The organism is Paracoccus sp. SSJ, assembly GCF_030234105.1.
In the GTDB taxonomy this organism is placed as follows: Bacteria; Pseudomonadota; Alphaproteobacteria; order Rhodobacterales; family Rhodobacteraceae; genus Paracoccus; species Paracoccus denitrificans.
Genome location: NZ_JASSPE010000038.1, coordinates 1 through 19864 on the forward strand (window position 1 = coordinate 1; position 19864 = coordinate 19864).

Sequence of the window (19864 nt, forward strand, 5' to 3'; positions counted from 1 at the left end):
GTCCGCCGCCGCGACGCGCGTGCCGACCTTGCCGTCCTGCAAGGCCCAGCTGCGCACCGCGAATTCCAGCCGCGCGTCAAAGGCACCAGACAGAAAACACGCCAGAACGTTCAGCATCCCCTCAGCCTGCGTTTCGGCATATTCCAAAGATGCCCGGATCAGGGGGAAGGTCGTCCGTTCCTCCCAGCCGTCGATCAGCGCGGTCAGCAGCGCCTCGCGATCCTCGAAGAACCAGTAGAAGCTGGTGCGCGACAGGTTCAGCCGCCGGGCCAGCGGCAGGATCTTTACCGCGTCGATGCCGCCGTCGATCAGCGCTTGGTAGCCGGCCTCCAGCCAGCCCTCGCGCGATCCGCGCCAGCCGGTCTCGGGGAGGGCGGCTTCGGGAGCAACTTGGTTTTCCATGGCTTTTTCATAGCTGCCGCAGCGATTCGGCTCAAGAGAAATGTCCAGCGATGCATACCAAAGGATCAGCCATGATTTTTTAATTGACACATGTGAACATTTCCTGCCTTCCTGAAGCCGCGACTCCCCACCCCTCACAGGCAGAGCCATGTCGAACGATCCCCTTTTGCAGCCCTATCGGCTGAAGCACCTGACGCTTCGTAACCGCATCATGATCACCAGCCACGAGCCGGCCTATCCCGAGGACGGCATGCCCAAGGATCGCTACCGCGCCTATCATGTCGAGCGGGCGAAGGCCGGGGTGGCGCTGACCATGACCGCCGGCTCGGCCTCGGTCTCGCGAGACAGCCCGCCGGTCTTCAACAACATCCTGGCCTGGAAGGACGAGGTGGTCGGCTGGATGAAGAAGCTGACCGACGAATGCCACGACCATGGCTGTGCGGTGATGATCCAGTTGACCCATCTGGGCCGGCGCACGCGCTGGGACAAGGCCGACTGGCTGCCCGTCGTCTCGCCCAGCCATGAGCGCGAGGCGGCGCATCGCTCGTTCCCGAAGAAGATGGAGGACTGGGACATCGACCGGATCATCGGCGACTATGTCGATGCGGCCGAGCGCATGAAGGCGGCGGGGCTCGACGGGCTGGAACTGCAGGCCTATGGCCACCTGATGGACCAGTTCTGGTCGCCGCTGACCAATGACCTCGACGGCCCCTATGGCGGCAGCCTCGACAACCGGCTGCGCTTCACCTTCGAGGTGCTGCGCGGCATCCGCGCACGCTGCGGCGAGGATTTCATCCTCGGCGTGCGCTATACCGGCGACGAGGACCTGCCGGGCGGGCTGACGGCCGAGGACGGGCTGGCGATCTCGCAAAAGCTCAAGGACAGCGGGCTGGTCGACTTCCTGAACGTGGTCAAGGGCCATATCGACACCGATGCCGGGCTGACCGACGTGATCCCGGTGCAGGGGATGCGCAACGCCCCGCATCTGGAATTCGCCGGGCAGATCCGCAAGGCCACGGGCTTTCCGACCTTCCACGCCGCCAAGATCCCCGACGTGCCGACCGCGCGCCACGCCATCGCCTCGGGGCTGCTGGACATGGTCGGCATGACGCGGGCGCACATGGCCGACCCGCATCTGGTCCGCAAGGTGACCCTCGGCCGCGAGGACGACATCCGCCCCTGCGTCGGCGCCAATTACTGTCTTGACCGCATCTACCAGGGCGGCATGGCCTTCTGCCTGCACAATGCCGCCACCGGGCGCGAGGAGACCATGCCGCACACCATCCCGCCCGCCCCGGCGAAGAAACGCATCACCATCGTCGGCGCCGGTCCGGCCGGGATGGAGGCCGCCCGCGTCGCCGCCGAGCGTGGCCACGAGGTCACCGTCTTCGAGGCCGCCGACCAGCCCGGCGGCCAGATCCGCCTGACCGCCCTGGACGAGCGGCGCCGCGAGATGATCTCGATCATCGCCTGGCGCATGGCGCAATGCGAGAAGCACGGCGTGAAGTTCAGCTTCAACACCTTCGCCGATGCGGCCGACGTGCTGGCCACCGAGCCCGACGAGGTGATCGTCGCCACCGGCGGGCTGCCGCATGTCGAGGTGCTGGAGGCGGGCAACGAACTGGTCTCATCCGCCTGGGACATCCTGTCGGGCGACGTGAAGCCGGGCCGCAACGTGCTGGTCTATGACGATGCCGGCGACCACGCGGCGCTGCAGGCCGCCGACCTGATCTCGGCCACCGGCGCCGCGGTCGAGATCGTGACGCCGGACCGCAGCTTCTCGCCCGAGGTGATGGCGATGAACCTGGTGCCCTATATGCGCAACCTGCAAAAGCGCGACACCACCTTTACGGTGACATGGCGTCTTCGGTCGGTCGCGCGCGAGGGCAACCAGTTGCGCGCCATCCTGGGCAGCGATTACGGCGCCTTTGCCCGCGAGCGCATCGTGGATCAGGTGGTAGTCAACCATGGCACGCGGCCGCTGGACGAGCTTTACTTCGACCTGAAGCCGCTGTCCTCGAACCTGGGCGAGGTTGATTACGAGGCCCTGACCACCGGCGGATTGCAGGAGGTCCGCAAGAATCCCGAAGGCCGCTTCCGCCTCTACCGCATCGGCGATGCGGTGGCCGCCCGCAACACCCATGCCGCGATCTACGACGCATTGCGGCTGGTTAAGGATCTGTGAGGCATCCGGCGCGCGGGGAGTGACCCCTGCCGCATCCGGGAGGTCAACCGGAATGTCGCGACCCCAAGCCCTGCAAGATTTCCTCGATGTCGCCTTGCTCACCATGCGGGCGCGGGCGCCAAATGCCGTTCATGCCATGCGATCCGGCAATGAACCGCTTTTCGCGCCGTGGGCGCTCCGGGGCTTGATCGAACCCGCCGTGAAGCGCGACCCGGTCGCGTTGCAGCGATGGCATCGCCGACCTGGATTTCACCGACTGGCGCCGGAGCGACGCCGCCGCGGCTGGCCCTATGGGCTACGGAATGAGGTTTCTCGCCGGAATACTCCACCTTGGCCGGGGGAGGCAGGTTGGGGCTTGCATTTGCCATAGCGCCCGGGTGAGGCGTGCCGGTGTTGCACCTGGGCGCAGAGCCCAGGGGATGCCGCTCGCAAAATCGGCGGGTATCGGCATTCGCGCGTCCGGGGCCGCCGGCCCTTTCCGGCAGGAAAGGCGCGGTCCGTCGCCGCGGCGGCTTGCTCAACTCATGGCATTTGATGCCTCTCAAGCGCCGCGCCGGATGCTGGGTCCGGTCGGCCGGGCGATCCTGAATGTCGATCCGGCCTAGCGCTGGCCGGGGTCGTCGAAATCGATCCCGTCGAAGATCCGGGCGATCCTTTGCGCGTAATCCTCGCTGTCCAGCCAGTCGGCCAGCCTGTCCATGGTGGCGATGAAGGCCGCCACCTCGGCCTTGGAAAGCGGATCGAACACCGCCTCGAGGGCACGGGCGGACAGCAGGTCGGCGCGGTCGCGCACCCGCTGCCCGGCCTCGGTCACGAACAGGCCGAAGCGCCGGGCATCGGCATCGTCGTTGCGCCGCTCGACATGGCCGCCGCGCACCAGGTTCTGGATCAGCCGCGACACCAGGCTGCGCTCCAGCCCGGTCATCACCGTCAGTTCGGCAAAGGTCGTGCCGGGGTTGTCGCCGATCAGCCGCAACACCCGGATCGTGCGCACGTCCAGCCCGACCAGGGCGATGAAACGCTCTTCGACCGAGCGGATCGATTCGGTCGCCAGCAGGTTCAGCTTGTAGATCGCATTGCCCTGCCGAAAGCTTCTCGACCAGGTTTTTCCCATGTTTCCGCCCGCTTTTCCGTCCTTTGCCAAGGACATAGGAGAGGCGAAATAATTCCTTTGCGCAATGATATTATTATGCAACAATTTTATATCGAGACTGAAAACGTGATTCGCAGGGAGGGAAGCATGGGTCTGGTCCAGGATATCGTCGCGCAGGAAAGCACCTTCGTCGGCTGGCGCCGGGCGCTGCATGAAAATCCCGGCATCGGCTTTCAGGAAACCTTTGCCGCCGATCTGGTCGAACGCAGCCTGCGCGACTTCGGCTTTGACGAGGTGCATGCCGGCATCGGCGGCACCGGCGTGGTGGGGGTGCTGCGCGGCAAGCGGGAATCGAACCGCGCCATCGGCCTGCGCGCGGACATGGACGCGCTGCCGATCATCGAGGAAACCGGCAAGCCCTATGCCTCGAAGGTTCCGGGCGTGATGCATGCCTGCGGCCATGACGGCCATACCGCGACGCTGCTGGCCGCGGCCTGGCACCTGGCGCGGACCCGCGATTTCGCCGGCACCGTGCATTTCATCTTTCAGCCCGCCGAAGAGGGGCTGGGCGGTGCGCTGGCGATGATTCGCGACGGGCTGCTGGAGCGTTTCCCCTGCGACCGGCTTTACGCCTATCACAATTTTCCCGGCATGGAGCAGGGGCATATCTACAGCTGCAACGGCCGGGCCATGGCGGGGTGCAGTTTCTTCACCATTCGGGTGCAGGGACGCGGCGGCCATGCCGCGCTGCCGCAGACCACCGTCGACGCGGCGCAGATCGCCGCCAATCTTGTGGTGACGGCGCAAAGCGTCGTGGCGCGCAATCTCGATCCGCTGGAAACCGGCATCCTGTCCTTTACCGATGTCTATGCCGGCACCAACAGCCACAACGTCATCCCCGACAAGGCTACGCTGAAGGGGTGCCTGCGCTATTTCGACAAGTCGGCCGGCGCACTGATGAAACGGCGGCTGGAAGAGGTCGCCAAGGGCGTCGCCGCAACCTATGGCGGCGAGGCGAGCCTGGCCTATGACGACAATTTCGTGCCGCTGGTCAACGATGCCGAGGCGACGCGGGTGGCGATGGCCGTGGCCGCGCAGGTGGTCGGGCCCGAGCGGGTGCATGCCGATGCGCCGCCGCTGACCGGCAGCGAGGATTTCGCCTTCATGACCGAGCGCGTGCCGGGGAGCTATGTCCTGGTCGGCGCCGGTCCCGGCGCCATGCCGCACAATCCCGGCTATGACTTCAACGACGAGATCCTGACGGTGGCGGCCAGCTATTTCTGCCGCCTGGTCGAAACCGAACTGGCCTGAACGCGCCCTGCCCGGCAGGGCTTGCAAGGATTACCCGTATGGAACATGTCTTTTCGGTGGCCAACGGCCCCGTCCTGTGGCTGCTGGCCGGCCTGATCGTCGGCACCGTCGTGGTGCAGGCATTGCTTTACCTGCGCATGACGCTGCGCCTGTCGAACGATTACGGCATCCTGACCCGCGACGAACGCCTGCGGGTCTACAAGACCGCGACGATCAACTCGATAGGGCCGGCGATCGCCGTCTTCTTCGTCGCCGTCTCGCTGGTCGCCATGGTGGGCGGACCGGTCACGCTGATGCGGGTCGGGGTGATCGGCTCGGCTATTTTCGAGTTCGTCGCCGCCGAGATGGGCGCCAAGGCCGCGGGTGCGACGCTGGGCACCGACAGCTATACGCTGCAGGCCTTCACCGCCTCGGTCTGGGTGATGACGCTGGGCGGCATGGGCTGGCTGGTCAGCACCTTCCTGATGACGAAAAGCCTCGACCGCACGCGCGACAAGCTGTCGGTCGGCAATCCTCAGCTGATCCGGGCGCTTGGCACCGCGACGCCGGTGGCGATCTTCCTGATGCTGGGACTGGGCGCGGCCGTGGCCAAGGCCGGGCTGACGGATTTCACCGTGGCCTGGGACGATCTGGCCGCCCTGATGATCGGGGCCGGCACGATGCTGATGCAGGGCCGGCTTGGGCGGCGCTGGCCGTGGCTGCGCGAATGGGCCGTGGGCTTCGCGCTGATCGCCGGGCTTGCCGCCGGCTATCTTGTCGGCCTGATCCAGGCCTGATCCCCGAAGCTTCAGGAGCGATCCATGACCAAGCAGAACCTCGAGACCCATTACCGGACCAGCTTCATTCCGCGGGCGCATCGCATCGGGCGCATCACGCTGCTGATCGCTATGGTGATCTGCCTGCTGCCCGCGCTCTACCTGTCCTTCGTGCTGGGGGCCTGGCCCGGCGCGGGGGTGATCCTGACCGGCTTTCTGGCCGTGCTGGCCTTTGTCGGCATCATCTGGATCGTCGAGCCGATCTCCTATTTCCCTGTGCTGGGCGTTTGCGGCACCTATATGAGCTTTCTGTCGGGCAATATCGGCAACATGCGCATGCCGGTGGTGATCTCGTGCCAGCAGGCCGTCGAGGCCGAGACCGGCTCGCGCAAGGCCGAGGTCGCGGCGGTGCTGGGCATCGCCGTCTCGGTGCTGGTGAACCTGGTCTTTCTGGTGGCGCTGGTGGTGATCGGCCGGGCGCTGATCGATGCCATGCCCGCGCCGATGGCGGTCGCGGTCAAGGAATATACGCTGCCCGCGCTTTACGGTGCCGTGCTGGTGATGTTCCTGAACAGCGCCACGCGCCGGAATGCGCTGACCGGCATCCTGTGCGGGCTTGCGATCTTCCTGTCGCCGATCCCCGGGGTTCTGGGCACCGCGGTTGCTGGTGTCCTGGCGATCCTCGTCTGCTTCGCGACGAACCGCAAGACCGCCCGCCCGGCCGGCGGCCAGGCCGCGTAACCATGGCCCTGGGCTGATACCCGCAAGGGGCGGGGCGTTTTCGACGCTCCGCCGTTGCACCAGTTCCACATGCGTGGCGGCGGTGCGCGAATCGTGCCTGCCGCCCGGCATTGCCGCCCGCCAATCTCGCGTCGCCGTAACGGCCTTACCGGGATCACCCGGTGGTGTGGGGGATGCCTGAGGGACGGCGACAGATTCCGCCGCCATTGCTGCGGAAAACGACCTAGCTGACCCTCGGCACCTGTGGCAGCCGGATGGATATTGCGGCGGGCAGCGGGGCCGGTTCAGCTTGGCAAGCTCATTGCCGACCCTATCCGTCAAGGACCGTGGCCGGACACCTGGTCTCTTCGTGCTTCTTGATGTGCCGTCGCAACGTCCGGGGAGACACCCCGTATCTGGTAGCCACAGCCTGCAAGCTTTCGTTCTTGAGGCATCGGGAGGCTTCCAGGAGCTCCTCGGTGGACAACATCGGAGGGCGGCCGATGTGACGGCCGTTCCTTTGCGCCTCCATCATCCCGGCCTTGGTGCGTTCGCTGATGAGAGTGCGCTCGAATTCAGCCAGGGCGGCCATGATGTGAAAGACCAGCCTGCCGCCGGACGATGTGGTGTTGACCTTTTCCGTGAGGGACTGGAACTCCACGCCGCGCTTCCCCAGCTCATCGATGACCTGCACGAGGCCGGTGAGGGACCGGCCCAGGCGGTCAAGGCGCCAGACGACCAGCGTCTGACCCGGCTTCAGGACGCGCAGCAGTCGCTCCAGGCCGGGGCGGGACATGACCGATCCCGAAAACCCGTGATCCTTGAAGATTTCGTCGCATCCTGCGTCTCGCAAAGCGGTCAGTTGCAGGTCAAGCTTCTGGTCCTCGGTGGACACGCGCGCGTAACCGATCTTCATCTTGGTTCCTTTCGTCCGCTTTCGTGCACCACCGGCCGCCGAAGCAGGAACATGAGGGCCTATCGTGGGGCTGGGATGCTCGCGAAGCTTTTGAAAAAATTTAATATTCTTGCCTTCTGGCCATTCACTGCCTTCACTTCGCAACTTGCACTAAACTATACCGGGTTGTTCTGTAGTTCCCAGCAGGCCGTCTAACAATGTAAAAGGGCTGGGTTCTGTCGCATGACCCAGCTTGCCCGGCCGGAGATGGTGGAGGCCGTCCAGAGGTTCGCGGGGAAATGCGCGGCGCTCGGCACCGGAGACGCTGACGCCTGCGACGGGGCCGGAGCTTGGCAAGGACGCCTCGCGTTATCACCGCGGACTTGCGGCGCAGATCCTGAAGATCAGGCCCGACGAGGTGCTTTTATGTGGCCCGCTGATGCAGGAGCTTTGGGATGAGCTGTCGAAATCCGGGGCAGGGCGGGCCGATGGCGCGCATTATCCCCGGGTGGAGGTTTTGCTTTCAAATCTCGCCGGCCATCTGCGGTCGGGGGACACCGTTTTTCTCAAAGCGTCGAACTCCGTCGGCCTTGGGCGTATCATGGGCCGGTTTGTCAAACACGGTTAGCGTAGGGAGGGATTTCCTCCTCCCATTCGCGCCAAATCGCTGCCCTGTGGAAAGGGTTTCCCGATACGTGAATATGAAGCCCCTACAGGGGTAAAACATCTGGAATTGGGTTGTGATGTCATGCAGCGCATATAAAGCGACTGCGGCTGCTCTGCAGGCTCAACGCCGCAACGACGCATCCTCGATAATCCATGAGACAAGATTCTCGAATGTGATGCCGTTATGTGCCGCAATCTCGGGCAAAAGCGAGATCGGTGTCATCCCCGGCTGGGTGTTGATCTCAAGCCAGATGAGTTCTCCAGTATCCGGGTCATGGCGGAAGTCGGAGCGCGTCACGCCCCGGCAGCCGATCGCCCGATGTGCAATCTCGGAATATCGCAGGATTTTCTTCTCGATATCCGGGGGCAAGACGGCTGGACAAATATGTCGTGAACCGCCGATCTCGTATTTGGCGCTGAAATCATACCATGCGCCGTCCTTGGGGACGATTTCGATGATACCCAGCGCCTTTCCGCCCAGCACCGCGCAAGTCAGCTCCCTGCCGGGAACATAGCGTTCGGCCATGACATCGGCCGATTCCGCCTCGTTCGCAGCCAGTTGCGGCGGTGCTTCTCCGCTGCGCACGATATGAACCCCGCAAGAGGACCCATCCGCAACGGGCTTCAGGACATAAGGCAGCTGCATCACATGCGAAGCACTCGCATCGGCAGCGGAAACCACGATGGACTCGGCGACTGGAACGCCATGCGCGGCGGCAACATGCTTGGCATTGATCTTGTGCATTGCAAGCGCCGAGGCCATCACTCCGGAATGGGTATAGGGAATCCCAAGATTTTCCAGCAATCCCTGGACCGCGCCATCCTCGCCGCCGGTTCCGTGCAATGCGTTGAAGACGACGCTTGGGCGAATTTGCAGCAGCTTTTCCGCGATATCGTCCCGCACCTCGACCCGTGCCACACGGTAACCCGCCTTGGCCAAGCCTTCCGCACATGCATGTCCAGATGAAAGACTGACGGAGCGCTCCGAGGAAGTGCCTCCCATCAACACGGCAACGAACGGATCCACGAAAACCTCATCTGCGTTCACGCTTGGAATAGACTCAATAAATGCGGGAAGCTCAATGATATTCAGGCATCTCTGTCAGGAATTCGCGGGTTGTCCAAAACAAATCAACCCATAATGGAAATAAACCACCATTGGTTTAATTTCGGGTGGGGCGTTGATTGCATATTGACCTGCCGGCCTCAATGCGGATAGATCGGGGGCAAGCCTGATGAGGCTGAAATGCGGTTGTAGCTCAGTTGGTTAGAGTACCGGCCTGTCACGCCGGGGGTCGCGGGTTCGAGCCCCGTCAACCGCGCCAATTTTCCAGTTTTCCCTTGATGGCCATGCCTCGCCTATGGGCGGCCGTTCTCTGGACTGCGATCTCCTCGGGCGGCTATTGCCCGTGCGAATACGCAGGGCAGGGCTGCAACCCGCCCTGTTCGATCAGGAAATCGACCACCTCGGCCACGCCCTTGCCGTGGCGCAGCGCGGCCATGACCACCGGGCGGCCTGCGCGCGAGGCCCGGGCATCGGCCTCGAGCAGCGCGGCATCCACGCCGACATGCGGCGCAAGGTCGGTCTTGTTGACGACCAGCAGGTCCGAACGCGCAAGGCCGGGGCCGCGCTTGCGCGGAATGTCCTGTCCCGCCGCCGTGTCGATGACATAGATCGTCAGATCGGCAAGTTCGGGCGAGAAGGTCGCGGCCAGGTTGTCGCCGCCGGATTCGATCAGAACCAGGTCCAGGTCGGGAAAGGCCGCGTTCAGCTCGGCGATGGCGGCAAGGTTGATGCTGGCATCCTCGCGGATGGCGGTATGGGGGCAGCCGCCGGTCTCGACGCCGCGAATGCGCTCCGAGGGCAACACCTGCGCGCGCATCAGCGCCTCGGCGTCCTCGCGCGTGTAGATGTCGTTGGTGATCACCGCCATCGACAGGCGCGGCGCCAGCGCGCGGGCGATCTGTTCGGTCAGCGTCGTCTTGCCCGTGCCGACCGGGCCGCCGATGCCGACGCGCAGGGGTCCGTTGCTCATGATCGAAAAATCCTTGTCACCATGGTTTCGTGCCGCATCGCGGCGAGGTCCGCGCCCCATGTGGCGCTGGCCAGATCCTTGGGGTCGGCCGTTCCGGCCCGCGCCGCCGCCGCCAGAAGCGCAGGCTGCAATCCGGCCAGCATCGCCTGACCCTCGACCGGCCCGAGGGGCAGGAACCGCACCGCCGCCGAGATCAGCGCTGCCGCCTGCGCCTGAAGGTAAAGGCCGATGATCTCGCCCGCGGGCAGGGGAAGGCAGCCGCAGGCCCGGCCTACCGCCACCGGCAGGGCGACTGCGGACTGCGGCCGGCCGGTCAGGGCCGCGACATTGGCGGCGAAGGCGGTGCCCTGCTCGACTGTCTCGGCCAGGCGCCGGGCGCAGGGACACATGGCCCGCGCCAGGTCGTCCAACTCGGCGTGATCGGCGCCCTTGCGCAGCGCCAGCGACAACAGCACCGCATCGCACCAGCCCGCGCCGTGGTCCAGCCAGTCCTCCAGCCATTGCGGCAGGGTGGCACGCGTCACCGCACCCTGGTCCATCGCCCATTCCAGCCCCTGCGACCAGGCGAAGCCTCCGGTCGGAAAGGCGGGCGACAGGTGTTGCGCCAATCTCAGCCGGGCGGCTTCAGGCGTGATGGTGGTGGTGGTCATGTGCATGGCCGTGGTCGTGGCCGAAGGTGCGGCCGTGGCCATAGGCGCCGCCCTCTGGGCGGAAGGGCAGGTTCTGGTGGCTGATCTCGGCGCCAAGCCGGCGCAGCATGGCCTCCAGCACGTGATCCTGACGGATGATCAGCCGGTCGGCCTCGATCCGGCAGGGGGTGTGACGGTTGCCGATATGCCATGCCAGCCGGGTAAGGGGGCCGCGAACGACCAGGACCGGCTCGGCCGCGGCGCGGACGACGACGATACGGCCGTCCGACAGCGCGAAGGCGTCGCCGTCCTCAAGGCTGGTGACCTCGGCCAGGTCGACCATGAAATCCCCGCCCGCGCAGGCCAGCCGCTTGCGGCGCAGAAGGCGGGATTCGTAGTCCAGAACCACCTCGGCGTCGAAGGGGCCGGGGGCGTTGCGGATGATGCGGTCGCTGCAGGGGATCATGGCTTGCCTTGCTCAGAACAGGAAATATCGTTGCGCCATGGGCAGTTCCGTGGCGGGTTCGCAGGTCAGCAATTCGCCGTCGGCGCGGACCTCGTAGGTTTCGGGGTCGACCTCGATCTGCGGCATCGCATCGTTCAGGACCATGTCCGCCTTGCCGATGCCGCGGGTCTGCTCGACCGCGATCAACGCCTTGCCCAAGCCGTCGCCCGCCCCGGCTTCGAGCCCCGCCCGGCTGAGAAACAGGGCCGAGGCGCGGCCGCTATGACCCCACATCGGGCGGCTGAAGATCGGCTGCACCGGGATCGAGCCGTTGGGATCGCCCATCTGCGCCACGCTGATCCGGCCGCCGACCAGCACCATCTCGGGCTTGACGCCGAAGAAGGCGGGCGACCACAGCACCAGATCGGCGCGCTTGCCTGGCTCGATGCTGCCGACATGGGTGCTGATGCCATGCGCGATGGCCGGGTTGATGGTGTATTTCGCGATATAGCGGCGGGCGCGCAGGTTGTCGTTCTCGCCCGTCTCACCCGCCAGGCGTCCGCGCTGGCGGCGCATCTTGTCGGCGGTCTGCCAGGTGCGGATGATCACCTCTCCGATCCGGCCCATCGCCTGGCTGTCCGAGGAAATCACGGAAAACGCGCCCAGATCGTGCAGGATGTCCTCGGCCGCGATGGTTTCGCGCCGGATGCGGGATTCCGCGAAGGCCACGTCCTCGGGCACCCGGCGGTCGAGATGATGGCAGACCATCAGCATGTCCAGATGCTCTTCGATGGTGTTGCCGGTATAGGGCCGCGTCGGGTTGGTCGATGAGGGCAGCACGTTGCCCATCCCCACCATGCGGATGATGTCGGGGGCATGGCCGCCGCCCGCGCCCTCGGTGTGATAGGCGTGGATGGTGCGGCCGGCGATGGCGGCCATCGTATCCTCGACGAAGCCGGATTCGTTCAGCGTGTCCGTATGGATCATCACCTGCACGTCCATCGCATCGGCCACGGTCAGGCAGCAGTCGATGGCGGCTGGGGTGGTGCCCCAGTCCTCGTGCAGCTTCAGCGCGCAGGCGCCCGCGCGGACCTGTTCCTCGAGCGCGGCGGGCAGCGAGGCGTTGCCCTTGCCCGCGATGCCGATATTGACCGGCAGTTCGGCGCAGGCTTCCAGCATCCGGGCGATATGCCAGGGCCCCGGCGTGCAGGTGGTGGCCAGCGTGCCATGCGCGGGGCCGGTGCCGCCGCCCAGCAGCGTGGTGACGCCGGAATGCAGCGCGTGGTCCACCTGTTGCGGGCAGATGAAGTGGATATGGCAGTCCATGCCGCCGGGGGTGAGGATGCGGCCCTCGCCCGCGATGATCTCGGTCCCCGGCCCGATGATCAGGGTCACGCCGGGCTGGGTGTCGGGATTGCCGGCCTTGCCGATCCCGGCGATGCGCCCGTCCCGCAGCCCGACATCGGCCTTGGTGATGCCTTGGTGGTCGAAGACCACGGCGCCGGTGATGACCGTATCCATCGCCCCGGCCTCGCGCGTCACTTGCGACTGGCCCATGCCGTCGCGGACGACCTTGCCGCCGCCGAAGCGGACCTCCTCGCCGGGGATGGTCAGGTCGCGCTCGACCTCGATCAGCAGTTCGGTATCGGCCAGCCGGATGCGGTCGCCGGTGGTGGGGCCGTAAAGCGCCGCGTAATCGGCGCGCGAGAGCGTCTGACCCATCACAGTTCCCCCATCACCTGCTTGCGAAAGCCCTGCACCACGCGGTCGCCGGCGAAGGGGATGAGGTTCACCTCGCGCGACTGGCCGGGCTCGAACCGGATGGCGGTGCCCGCGGGGATGGCCAGGCGCATTCCCCGCGCGGCCGCGCGGTCGAAGACCAGCGCCGGGTTGGTTTCGGCGAAATGGTAATGGCTGCCGACCTGGACCGGGCGGTCGCCGCTATTGGCGATCATCAGCGCGATCGGCGTGCGGCCCGGGTTCAGGGTGATGTCGCCGGGGGCGACGAGGATCTCGCCCGGGATCATATGGCGGATCATTCAGCCCCCCATCGCCAGGGCGATGCCCGCCAGCGCCGTGCCGCTGCCCAGCCCGCGCAGCAGCACCCCGCGATGCAGCATCCTGCCAAGGCCGATCCCAGCCAGATGCAGCGCTGCGGTCGCGATGGCGAAGCCGACAGCATAGGCGATCAGGCCCTGCGCCGGTCCCTCGGCCCCATGCGCCCAGCCATGCGCAAAGCCGAAGAAGGCGCTGCCCGGCGCCAGCACCGCCAGCGGCAGCCGTGCCGCCATGGCCACCAGCGCCCCGAGGATCACCACCGAGGCGAGGATCATCGGCTCGACCCCCGGAAAGGGCAGCCCGGCCCAGCCCGCGACGCCTCCGGCGACCATGCCGCCGACAAAGGCCATGGGCAGCGCCCAGAGCGCGCGCCCGCCGATCTGTGCGGCCAGCAGGCCAAGCGCGACCATGGCCAGCAGGTGATCGGCGCCGCCCAGCGGATGCGACAGGCCGCCGACGAACTTACCCGCGTCATGGCCGGGATGGGCAAGGGCCATCTGCGGCAGAAGCGTCGCGGCGGTGATGAGGGAAAACCGTTTCATTCAAGCCTCGTGGCGGATGGGATGGTGGACGGTCACCAGCTTGGTGCCGTCGGGAAAGGTGGCCTCGACCTGGACGGCCTCGATCATCTCGGGCACGCCGGACATGCATTGCCCGGCCGTGATCACATGCGCGCCCGCCTGCATCAGATCGGCGACGCTGCGCCCGTCGCGGGCGCCTTCGACGACGAAATCGGTGATCAGGGCGATGGCCTCGGGGTGGTTCAGCCGGACGCCGCGCGACAGCCGGTTGCGGGCGACCATCGCGGCCAGCGAAACCAGCAGTTTCTCGCGTTCGCGGGGGGTAAGGTTCATCTTAGACCTGCCAGATGCGGGGAAGGGGATCGGGGCGCAGGACGCGCAAAAGACGGATGACCTGCCGGCGCAGGGGCCAGCCGTCGCCCGCCAGCAGCCGCAGGATCAGGCGGCCCGGCGGCGCGCTGGCGGCGCCGGTGACGCCGGGCTCGTCCAGCACCGCGCGGGCCGGCTCCAGCAGGTCGGCGGCATGCGGGGCGATCAGCGCCAGGCTGGCCATCGCCCGCGCTTTGCCCAGCATGGCGGGGTGATGCAGCCGGGACAGCGCCGCATCGTCCAGCGCCAGCGCGTCGTGATGGATCATCCGGCCATCCTGCCGCACGATGCGGCGGTCGGTCAGCTGCAGGTGCCGGATGGTCTCGCCCATGGCGAGACGACCCAGGATGATGGGCTCCAGCAGCAGGCAGCCCGCGCCGGGGGCCAGATCGACCGCCGTTTCCCGCCCCAGCCGCGCGCCGTCGTAAAGGATCGTCTCCTGCGGCAGCCAATCCAGCCAGCCGCCTTCGTCCACCTGCAGATGCAACCGGATCTGTGCCGGCGCATCCTTGGCGCGATAGGCGCGTTCGGCCGTCTGGGTGGTGGCCAGCGCCTGCGTGCGGGGGGCCAGTTCGATGCGATAGTCCAGCCTGTCGCCCGAGGCCAGCCCGCCGGCGGTGTTCAGAAAGACGATCTCGGGCCGCCCGGCGGTCATGCGCGGCAGCATCGCCTTGGCCGAGCCCGATTGCGCCAGATCCTCGATCCCGCGCGGACCCAGCCGGACCGAAGCGGCCCCCCGGCTGCGCTGCATTCTGATGGGTGCGATGGCGTCGAACATGGGGCCAGAGAGGCGTCGGCCGCGCATAAGGTCAATCGGCGGCGGGGCAGGGGCTGCGCATCATGCAGGCAAGATAAGTGTCTGCGCCCACCGTATAGGCAATCTGGGCAATCCGCGGGCAGTCTGGAATGCGTCGGATGAGCGTGATGGGGCCGCAAGGGCGTCCTTCGCATCTGCCGGCATCTGCCGGATGCGACGGCGAGGGTTCGGGCCACCGTTGCGGCGGCGGTCCCGAGGAGTGGCAACGCGTTTTTCGCCGATCATCCTCAAGCCGCCCTGCGCCGACAGGCATGGGGATCGGTGGTTTCACATCGCTGCGCGCGAGCGATCAAGGCGAACTCGACCCGATTGTCCGGCCCCCGCTCATCGGCAAAGGTCTACGAGCAAAACTTAGCCGACCGGCGAAGTTTTTCCTTGCTTGCGGGTCGCGGAAGGGAAATGGTTAGCTTCATGGCTAAGCATGATCCCGACCTCTCGCTGCTCTTTCATGCGTTGGCGGACCCGACCCGGCGGGCGATCCTGACGCGCCTGGCCAGGGGGCCCGCGCCGGTGACGCAACTGGCCGCGCCCACCGGGCTGCGCCTGCCGACGGTGATGCGGCATCTTTCGGTGCTGGAGGAGGCGGGGTTGATCGCCACGTCCAAGGACGGACGCGTGCGGTCCTGCGCCATCGTACCCGAGGCCCTGGCCCCGATGCGGACATGGCTCGACGAGCAGCGGGCCATCTGGGAAAGCCGGCTCGGCCGGCTGGACGATTACGTCATGAAACTGATGGAGGAACGCGCGAAATGACACTCGATCTCGACCCCGATACCGACCTGAGCTTTACCCGCACACTGGCCGTGCCCCGGCACCTGATCTGGGAATGCTGGACGCAGCCCGAGCATATCCCGCATTTCTTCATCCCCGCGCCGCACAAGGTGACGGCGGTGGATATCGACCTGCGCGTCGGCGGGCGCTTCAACACCACCTTCGAGGTCGAGGGCAACGTGATGGACAATCACGGCGTCTGGCTGGACCTGGTGCCGGGGGAAAAGCTGGTCTTTACCGACGGCTATACCGAAGGCTGGAAGCCTGCGCCCGAGCCGTTCATGACCGCGATCCTGCTTCTGGCCGATGCGCCGGGCGGCGGGACGACCTACACCGCGATCGCCCGCCACCGCAATCCCGAGGCGCGCAAGTCGCATGAGGACATGGGTTTCTTCGACGGCTGGGGCACGGTGGCAACGCAGCTCGAAGCCTATGCCAAGGGCTTGGCGGGATGAGCCGCTTCGCGACGCTGAACTTCGAGCGGCAGGTGGCGGCGCCCGTCGCCACCCTGTGGCAGGCCTGGACGGCGCCCGCCGCGCGGGCGGTCTGGGCCGCACCCGTGCCTTCGGTCGCGGTGGAGTTCCTGGAGGCCGACACCAGGGTCGGCGGGCGCGAGGTCTCTCTGTGCAAGGCCGAGGGCCAGCCCGTCATCCGCTGCGAATGCGGCTGGCTGGAGTTGCAGCCGGGGCAGCGCAGCGTAAACCACGAGGTGGTTTGGTCCGAGGGCGTGGCACGATCGGCGGCGCTGGTCACGGCGGATTTCCTGCCGGACGGCGAGGGCAGCCGGCTGGCGGTGACGGTGCAGCTTTCCTCGCTCGAAGGCGACATGAAGGCGAGCTATCGGCAAGGTTTTGACGCGGGGCTCGACAATCTGGCCGGCGTGGCCGGGCGGACCATGGTGCTGGAGCGTGTCATCCAGGCACCCCGGCAGGTGGTCTGGGACGCCTGGATGAACCCGGAAACCCTGCCGCAATGGTGGGGGCCGGAAGGATTTTCCTGCCGCACCAAGCGGATCGACCTGCGGACAGGCGGCGAATGGGTCTTCGACATGATCGGACCGGATGGCACGGTCTTTCCGAACCATCACCTTTACGGCGAGGTTCGGGCCGAAGAGAGGCTGGGCTATACGCTGCTCTGGGGCGAAAACGGGCCGAAGCATGCCGATGCCTGGGCCGCGTTCGAGGAAGCGGACGGGACGACGACGGTGACGCTGGGGATGGTCTTCAGCACGGCGGCCGAGTTCCAGCAGGCCAAGGGCTTTGGCGCCGTGGAACTGGGCTTGCAGACCTTGGGGAAACTGGCGCGTTTCGTCGGGGCCGAGTGACGACCTTCCGGCTGTCGGTTTATACCGGGCTTGCCCGGCTGGCCGATGCCGGCAGGCGGCGGCATCCGGGCGAAGGGCAGGGCAGGGATGGCGGGTCATGGCGATGATTACCGACGCGGAGGATTTCTTCACCAAGGGCTGCGGCCGCTGCGCCCGGTTCGCGACGCCGGACTGCTCGACGCGGCAGTGGATCCGCGGGCTGAACCAGTTGCGCCGCATCTGCCGGGACATGGGGCTGGAGGAGGTGGTGAAATGGGCGCATCCCACCTATATGCATGCCGGCCGCAATATCGCGATCTTCGGCGCGTTCCGGGGCGATTTCCGGCTCAGCTTCATGAACCCCGCCCTGTTGCGGGACAGTGAAGGCGTGCTCGAGCCTCAGGGCCCGAACAGCCGGACGCCGGGCATGATCCGCTTTACCGAGGTCGAGCAGGTTTCGGCGATGGAGCCGGTGATCCGGGCCTATCTGCGGCAATTGATGGATCATGCCGAGGCGGGCACGAAACCGCCCAAGGTCGAACACCAGATCGACATGCCCGTTGAACTGGCCGAGGCGCTGGATGCCGACCCGGAACTGGCCGAGGCGTTTCACGCGCTGACTCCGGGGCGGCAGAAAAGCTACCTGTTCAACCTCAACCAGGCCAGGCAGTCAGTGACGCGGATGGCCCGGGTCGAGAAGTTCCGCGACAAGATCATCGCCGGCAAGGGCGCGACGGAGCGCTAGGGACTGCGGCCACCGAGCGCGGGGGCCGCGCGCTTGAGCCTCGTTGGGCTTTGATCCATGCGCTTTCGCAAGCCTGATGATGCCGGCCACCGATGCGATCGGAGTGCGAGAGGATCATCACCTGTCAAGAGAGGGAACCTGGGGCAGAAGCTGGGTCACTCAAGGCCACTCATCTCGGGGACGACGGCCGCGCGTGACGATCTTGCCGCCGATCAAGGTCGGCAATAGCTGTTGCTCAGCTATAAAAACTGAATTTATATCAACGATTTGGATGAACTGGCTGGGGCGGTAGGATTCCTGCTAGACGGAAGATCCGGTACCAGAATGTTGCCAGTCGTTGGCAGGGTGGGGCGATAGGTGGGGCACATGGCCAGATGACGCTATGGCCCTTTCCCGGCTTGAAACGAGCTAACCCGCGCTAAGGAGTCTTGCAGACATCAGGTCAGCGTCGCTTGCAGATCGAAAATCTCTTTTTCGTCTTTGGTGCACGTTCCCAAGGCGTTATACGTCTTCATGCTATACCTGAACTGACAGGTCATATGGCTCCCCTTGTTGGAGCGGAGGATTGCGTTTCCGTTGCCGGCATCGCCTGAAAATCCCAGAACGCCGGTGTCTCTCACGGCCATCCATATGCCGGTGTATTGTTCGTCGCCGATAGTAAGGTTCGCTTTCCCTGAATTGCCGAACGCGGTGTTTTCCAGGGTGCCTGTTCCCTGTTGACCCGTTGAGCGGCTAGTGATCGTCACCGCTAGCGAGCATGCGGCCAGTGGGGAGATCGTGACTAGGAAGGCGGCATGGTTCGGGAACAGCTTCATCTATACCCCCAAGACCGAACTGTGCAGGCAGTCTATCTCTAGCAGTCAACTGAATTTCAAGCCCTTTTGATGGCGCGTGATCAAAACTTGTATTGACGATAGTGACGAGCCCATGGGGTCGCCTAGACAGCTTTCCAAAGAGCCCGGCTAGCGTGGGCTTTGCATGGTCGCCAGAGACGTGAAAAACGAGGGCAGGTCCGTATCTGAAATAGAAGCAGATACAGGAGCTTACTTGATGAGCAAAAACAACTTCCAATGCATTGTCAAGCAGACCTTTCGTGCAATCAGACGCTGGCTAAGCCTGCTGCTGATCGCGTGGGTGGCATCCCGCATCAGCCGTGAACTTGCCATGGCGATCTACACGGAAGCTCTCAAGGCGGGGTGGTACGATGCAGCCTGGTGACGTGGTGGTTATCTCTGCGTTCGATGACGTGCCGGGATACCTGTTCCAGATCGAGCGGGTGTCGGACGACCATGTGACAGGGATTGCCCTCATTGGTCCTCTGGCGGGGAATACAGAGAACCGGACTTCTCGATGATTCCCAGGGTTTTGGACCGGAAAACCAGATGGCTGGGAACTCAGCAGTCCCTCTAAGCCAAAGCAACCAATCGGAAAAATCAGAAACACTAGAGGAATGGGGCGGATGCCCCAGATGGAGGTCAGAGGTGGACCCGCCTGGTGAGACAGTTTGGCGGCTTGGCTAAGGTGGATCGGGTTGGTTTCTATGCCGCCAGTCGCTCCGTCATTTCCGCCGTAGCATAGACCTCGTCGGGTGTCCTGCCGCCGAAGGTCGAGTGCGGGCGTCTCTCATTGTAGTAGGCTATCCATGAACCGATCCCGTTGCGGGCTTCGCTTCCGGTCTCGAAGGCGTTGAGGAAGACGCACTCGTATTTGAGGCTGCGCCACAGCCGCTCGATGAAGACGTTGTCCATCCAACGGCCGCGCCCGTCCATCGAGATGCGGATGCCGGCGTCCTTCAGCGTGGTGGTGAAGGCGAAGCTGGTGAACTGGCTTCCCTGATCCGTGTTGAAGATGTCGGGCCTGCCGTGGTGGGCGATTGCCTCTTCGAGCGCGGCCACGCAGAAGTCGGCGTCCATCGTGTTCGACAGCCGCCAGGCAAGCACCTTGCGGCTGAACCAGTCCATGATGGCGACGAGGTAGAGGAAGCCGCGCCGCATCGGGATGTAGGTCACATCGGCACACCATACCTGATCTGGTCGCTCGATCGCCAGATTCCGTAGCAGGTAGGGATAGATGCGGTGCTGCGGATGCGGCTCGCTGGTCCTCGGTGCCTGGTAGATCGGCGACAGGCCGATCTTGCGCATCA

Annotated in this window: 23 protein-coding genes and 1 tRNA gene; 10 read left to right on the forward strand and 14 right to left on the reverse strand. The window is 65.5% G+C overall.

Features of this window, described 5'->3' with window-relative positions:
* Window positions 1-402: TetR/AcrR family transcriptional regulator (locus tag QPR87_RS22495; RefSeq protein WP_285051434.1), on the reverse strand; the 402-nt coding region annotated here is incomplete at its 3' end.
* A 148-nt stretch (window positions 403-550) separates the two neighbouring features.
* Between QPR87_RS22495 and hpbA the strand changes: the two genes are divergently transcribed.
* The gene (gene hpbA, locus QPR87_RS22500; RefSeq protein WP_285051435.1) at window positions 551-2587 is read left to right on the forward strand and encodes an N-methyl-L-proline N-demethylase HpbA; all 2037 of its coding nucleotides are present in this window, start codon (window positions 551-553) and stop codon (window positions 2585-2587) included.
* A 601-nt stretch (window positions 2588-3188) separates the two neighbouring features.
* On the opposite strand, the gene QPR87_RS22505 is transcribed toward hpbA, so the two are convergent.
* Window positions 3189-3701, reverse strand: coding sequence for a MarR family winged helix-turn-helix transcriptional regulator (locus tag QPR87_RS22505; protein WP_011747521.1), 513 nt, complete (start codon window positions 3699-3701; stop codon window positions 3189-3191).
* Between the two features lie 126 nt (window positions 3702-3827).
* Here QPR87_RS22505 and QPR87_RS22510 point away from each other — a divergent pair, with 126 nt between their 5' ends.
* From QPR87_RS22510 to QPR87_RS22520, 3 genes are read left to right on the forward strand one after another with little or no spacing between them, the layout of a single operon-like run.
* A complete protein-coding gene (locus QPR87_RS22510) occupies window positions 3828-4991 on the forward strand; it encodes an amidohydrolase (protein WP_011747522.1) in 1164 nt (387 codons plus the stop codon).
* Window positions 4992-5029: 38 nt separating this feature from the next.
* A complete protein-coding gene (locus QPR87_RS22515; RefSeq protein ID WP_285051438.1) occupies window positions 5030-5767 on the forward strand; it encodes a DUF5058 family protein in 738 nt (245 codons plus the stop codon).
* Window positions 5768-5791: 24 nt separating this feature from the next.
* Complete coding sequence (locus tag QPR87_RS22520) at window positions 5792-6487, forward strand: hypothetical protein (RefSeq protein ID WP_285051439.1); 696 nt, start codon at window positions 5792-5794, stop codon at window positions 6485-6487.
* Window positions 6488-6797: 310 nt separating this feature from the next.
* Here QPR87_RS22520 and QPR87_RS22525 read toward each other — a convergent pair whose 3' ends face one another.
* Window positions 6798-7382, reverse strand: coding sequence for a recombinase family protein (locus QPR87_RS22525; protein ID WP_285051440.1), 585 nt, complete (start codon window positions 7380-7382; stop codon window positions 6798-6800).
* 766 nt (window positions 7383-8148) lie between these two features.
* Complete coding sequence (locus tag QPR87_RS22530; protein WP_285051454.1) at window positions 8149-9030, reverse strand: D-alanine--D-alanine ligase; 882 nt, start codon at window positions 9028-9030, stop codon at window positions 8149-8151.
* Between the two features lie 245 nt (window positions 9031-9275).
* Between QPR87_RS22530 and QPR87_RS22535 the strand changes: the two genes are divergently transcribed.
* Window positions 9276-9352: transfer RNA gene (locus QPR87_RS22535), tRNA-Asp, on the forward strand.
* A gap of 75 nt (window positions 9353-9427) precedes the next feature.
* On the opposite strand, the gene ureG is transcribed toward QPR87_RS22535, so the two are convergent.
* From ureG to QPR87_RS22575, 8 genes are read right to left on the reverse strand one after another with little or no spacing between them, the layout of a single operon-like run.
* The gene (gene ureG / locus QPR87_RS22540; protein WP_285051442.1) at window positions 9428-10063 is read right to left on the reverse strand and encodes an urease accessory protein UreG; all 636 of its coding nucleotides are present in this window, start codon (window positions 10061-10063) and stop codon (window positions 9428-9430) included.
* On the reverse strand, window positions 10060-10713 hold the full coding sequence (locus QPR87_RS22545; RefSeq protein ID WP_285051455.1) for an urease accessory protein UreF: 654 nt from the start codon (window positions 10711-10713) through the stop codon (window positions 10060-10062). The genes ureG and QPR87_RS22545 overlap by 4 nt, the downstream gene beginning before the upstream one ends.
* Window positions 10688-11158 carry an urease accessory protein UreE gene (locus tag QPR87_RS22550; protein ID WP_285051443.1) on the reverse strand — a complete coding sequence of 157 codons (471 nt, stop codon included), beginning with the start codon at window positions 11156-11158 and terminating at the stop codon, window positions 10688-10690. Before QPR87_RS22550 ends, QPR87_RS22545 begins: the two co-directional genes overlap by 26 nt.
* A gap of 12 nt (window positions 11159-11170) precedes the next feature.
* On the reverse strand, window positions 11171-12859 hold the full coding sequence (gene ureC / locus QPR87_RS22555) for an urease subunit alpha (protein WP_285051444.1): 1689 nt from the start codon (window positions 12857-12859) through the stop codon (window positions 11171-11173).
* Window positions 12859-13164, reverse strand: a complete 306-nt coding sequence (locus tag QPR87_RS22560) for an urease subunit beta (RefSeq protein WP_230999704.1) — start codon at window positions 13162-13164, stop codon at window positions 12859-12861. The genes ureC and QPR87_RS22560 overlap by 1 nt, the downstream gene beginning before the upstream one ends.
* Window positions 13165-13176: 12 nt before the next feature.
* On the reverse strand, window positions 13177-13737 hold the full coding sequence (locus QPR87_RS22565; RefSeq protein ID WP_285051445.1) for a HupE/UreJ family protein: 561 nt from the start codon (window positions 13735-13737) through the stop codon (window positions 13177-13179).
* Complete coding sequence (locus QPR87_RS22570; RefSeq protein WP_011747534.1) at window positions 13738-14049, reverse strand: urease subunit gamma; 312 nt, start codon at window positions 14047-14049, stop codon at window positions 13738-13740.
* Window position 14050: 1 nt separating this feature from the next.
* Window positions 14051-14890, reverse strand: a complete 840-nt coding sequence (locus tag QPR87_RS22575; RefSeq protein ID WP_350310476.1) for an urease accessory protein UreD — start codon at window positions 14888-14890, stop codon at window positions 14051-14053.
* 423 nt (window positions 14891-15313) lie between these two features.
* Between QPR87_RS22575 and QPR87_RS22580 the strand changes: the two genes are divergently transcribed.
* The 4 genes from QPR87_RS22580 (at window position 15314) to QPR87_RS22595 (ending at window position 17721) form a co-directional block, all read left to right on the forward strand.
* Entirely contained in the window at window positions 15314-15655 is a 342-nt protein-coding gene (locus QPR87_RS22580; RefSeq protein WP_285051447.1) for an ArsR/SmtB family transcription factor, read from the forward strand.
* Window positions 15652-16128 (forward strand): SRPBCC family protein, encoded by a 477-nt coding sequence (locus QPR87_RS22585; RefSeq protein WP_285051448.1) that lies wholly within the window; start codon window positions 15652-15654, stop codon window positions 16126-16128. Before QPR87_RS22580 ends, QPR87_RS22585 begins: the two co-directional genes overlap by 4 nt.
* On the forward strand, window positions 16125-16997 hold the full coding sequence (locus QPR87_RS22590; RefSeq protein ID WP_285051449.1) for an SRPBCC family protein: 873 nt from the start codon (window positions 16125-16127) through the stop codon (window positions 16995-16997). Before QPR87_RS22585 ends, QPR87_RS22590 begins: the two co-directional genes overlap by 4 nt.
* Before the next feature lie 97 nt (window positions 16998-17094).
* Window positions 17095-17721, forward strand: coding sequence for a YdeI/OmpD-associated family protein (locus tag QPR87_RS22595; protein ID WP_285051450.1), 627 nt, complete (start codon window positions 17095-17097; stop codon window positions 17719-17721).
* 437 nt (window positions 17722-18158) lie between these two features.
* On the opposite strand, the gene QPR87_RS22600 is transcribed toward QPR87_RS22595, so the two are convergent.
* The gene (locus QPR87_RS22600) at window positions 18159-18536 is read right to left on the reverse strand and encodes a hypothetical protein (RefSeq protein ID WP_285051451.1); all 378 of its coding nucleotides are present in this window, start codon (window positions 18534-18536) and stop codon (window positions 18159-18161) included.
* Window positions 18537-18771: 235 nt separating this feature from the next.
* Between QPR87_RS22600 and QPR87_RS22605 the strand changes: the two genes are divergently transcribed.
* A complete protein-coding gene (locus QPR87_RS22605; RefSeq protein WP_285051452.1) occupies window positions 18772-18939 on the forward strand; it encodes a hypothetical protein in 168 nt (55 codons plus the stop codon).
* Between the two features lie 320 nt (window positions 18940-19259).
* Here the strand turns inward: QPR87_RS22605 and QPR87_RS22610 are convergent.
* On the reverse strand, window positions 19260-19864 hold a 605-nt coding region (locus QPR87_RS22610; protein ID WP_285051453.1), incomplete at its 5' end, for an IS3 family transposase.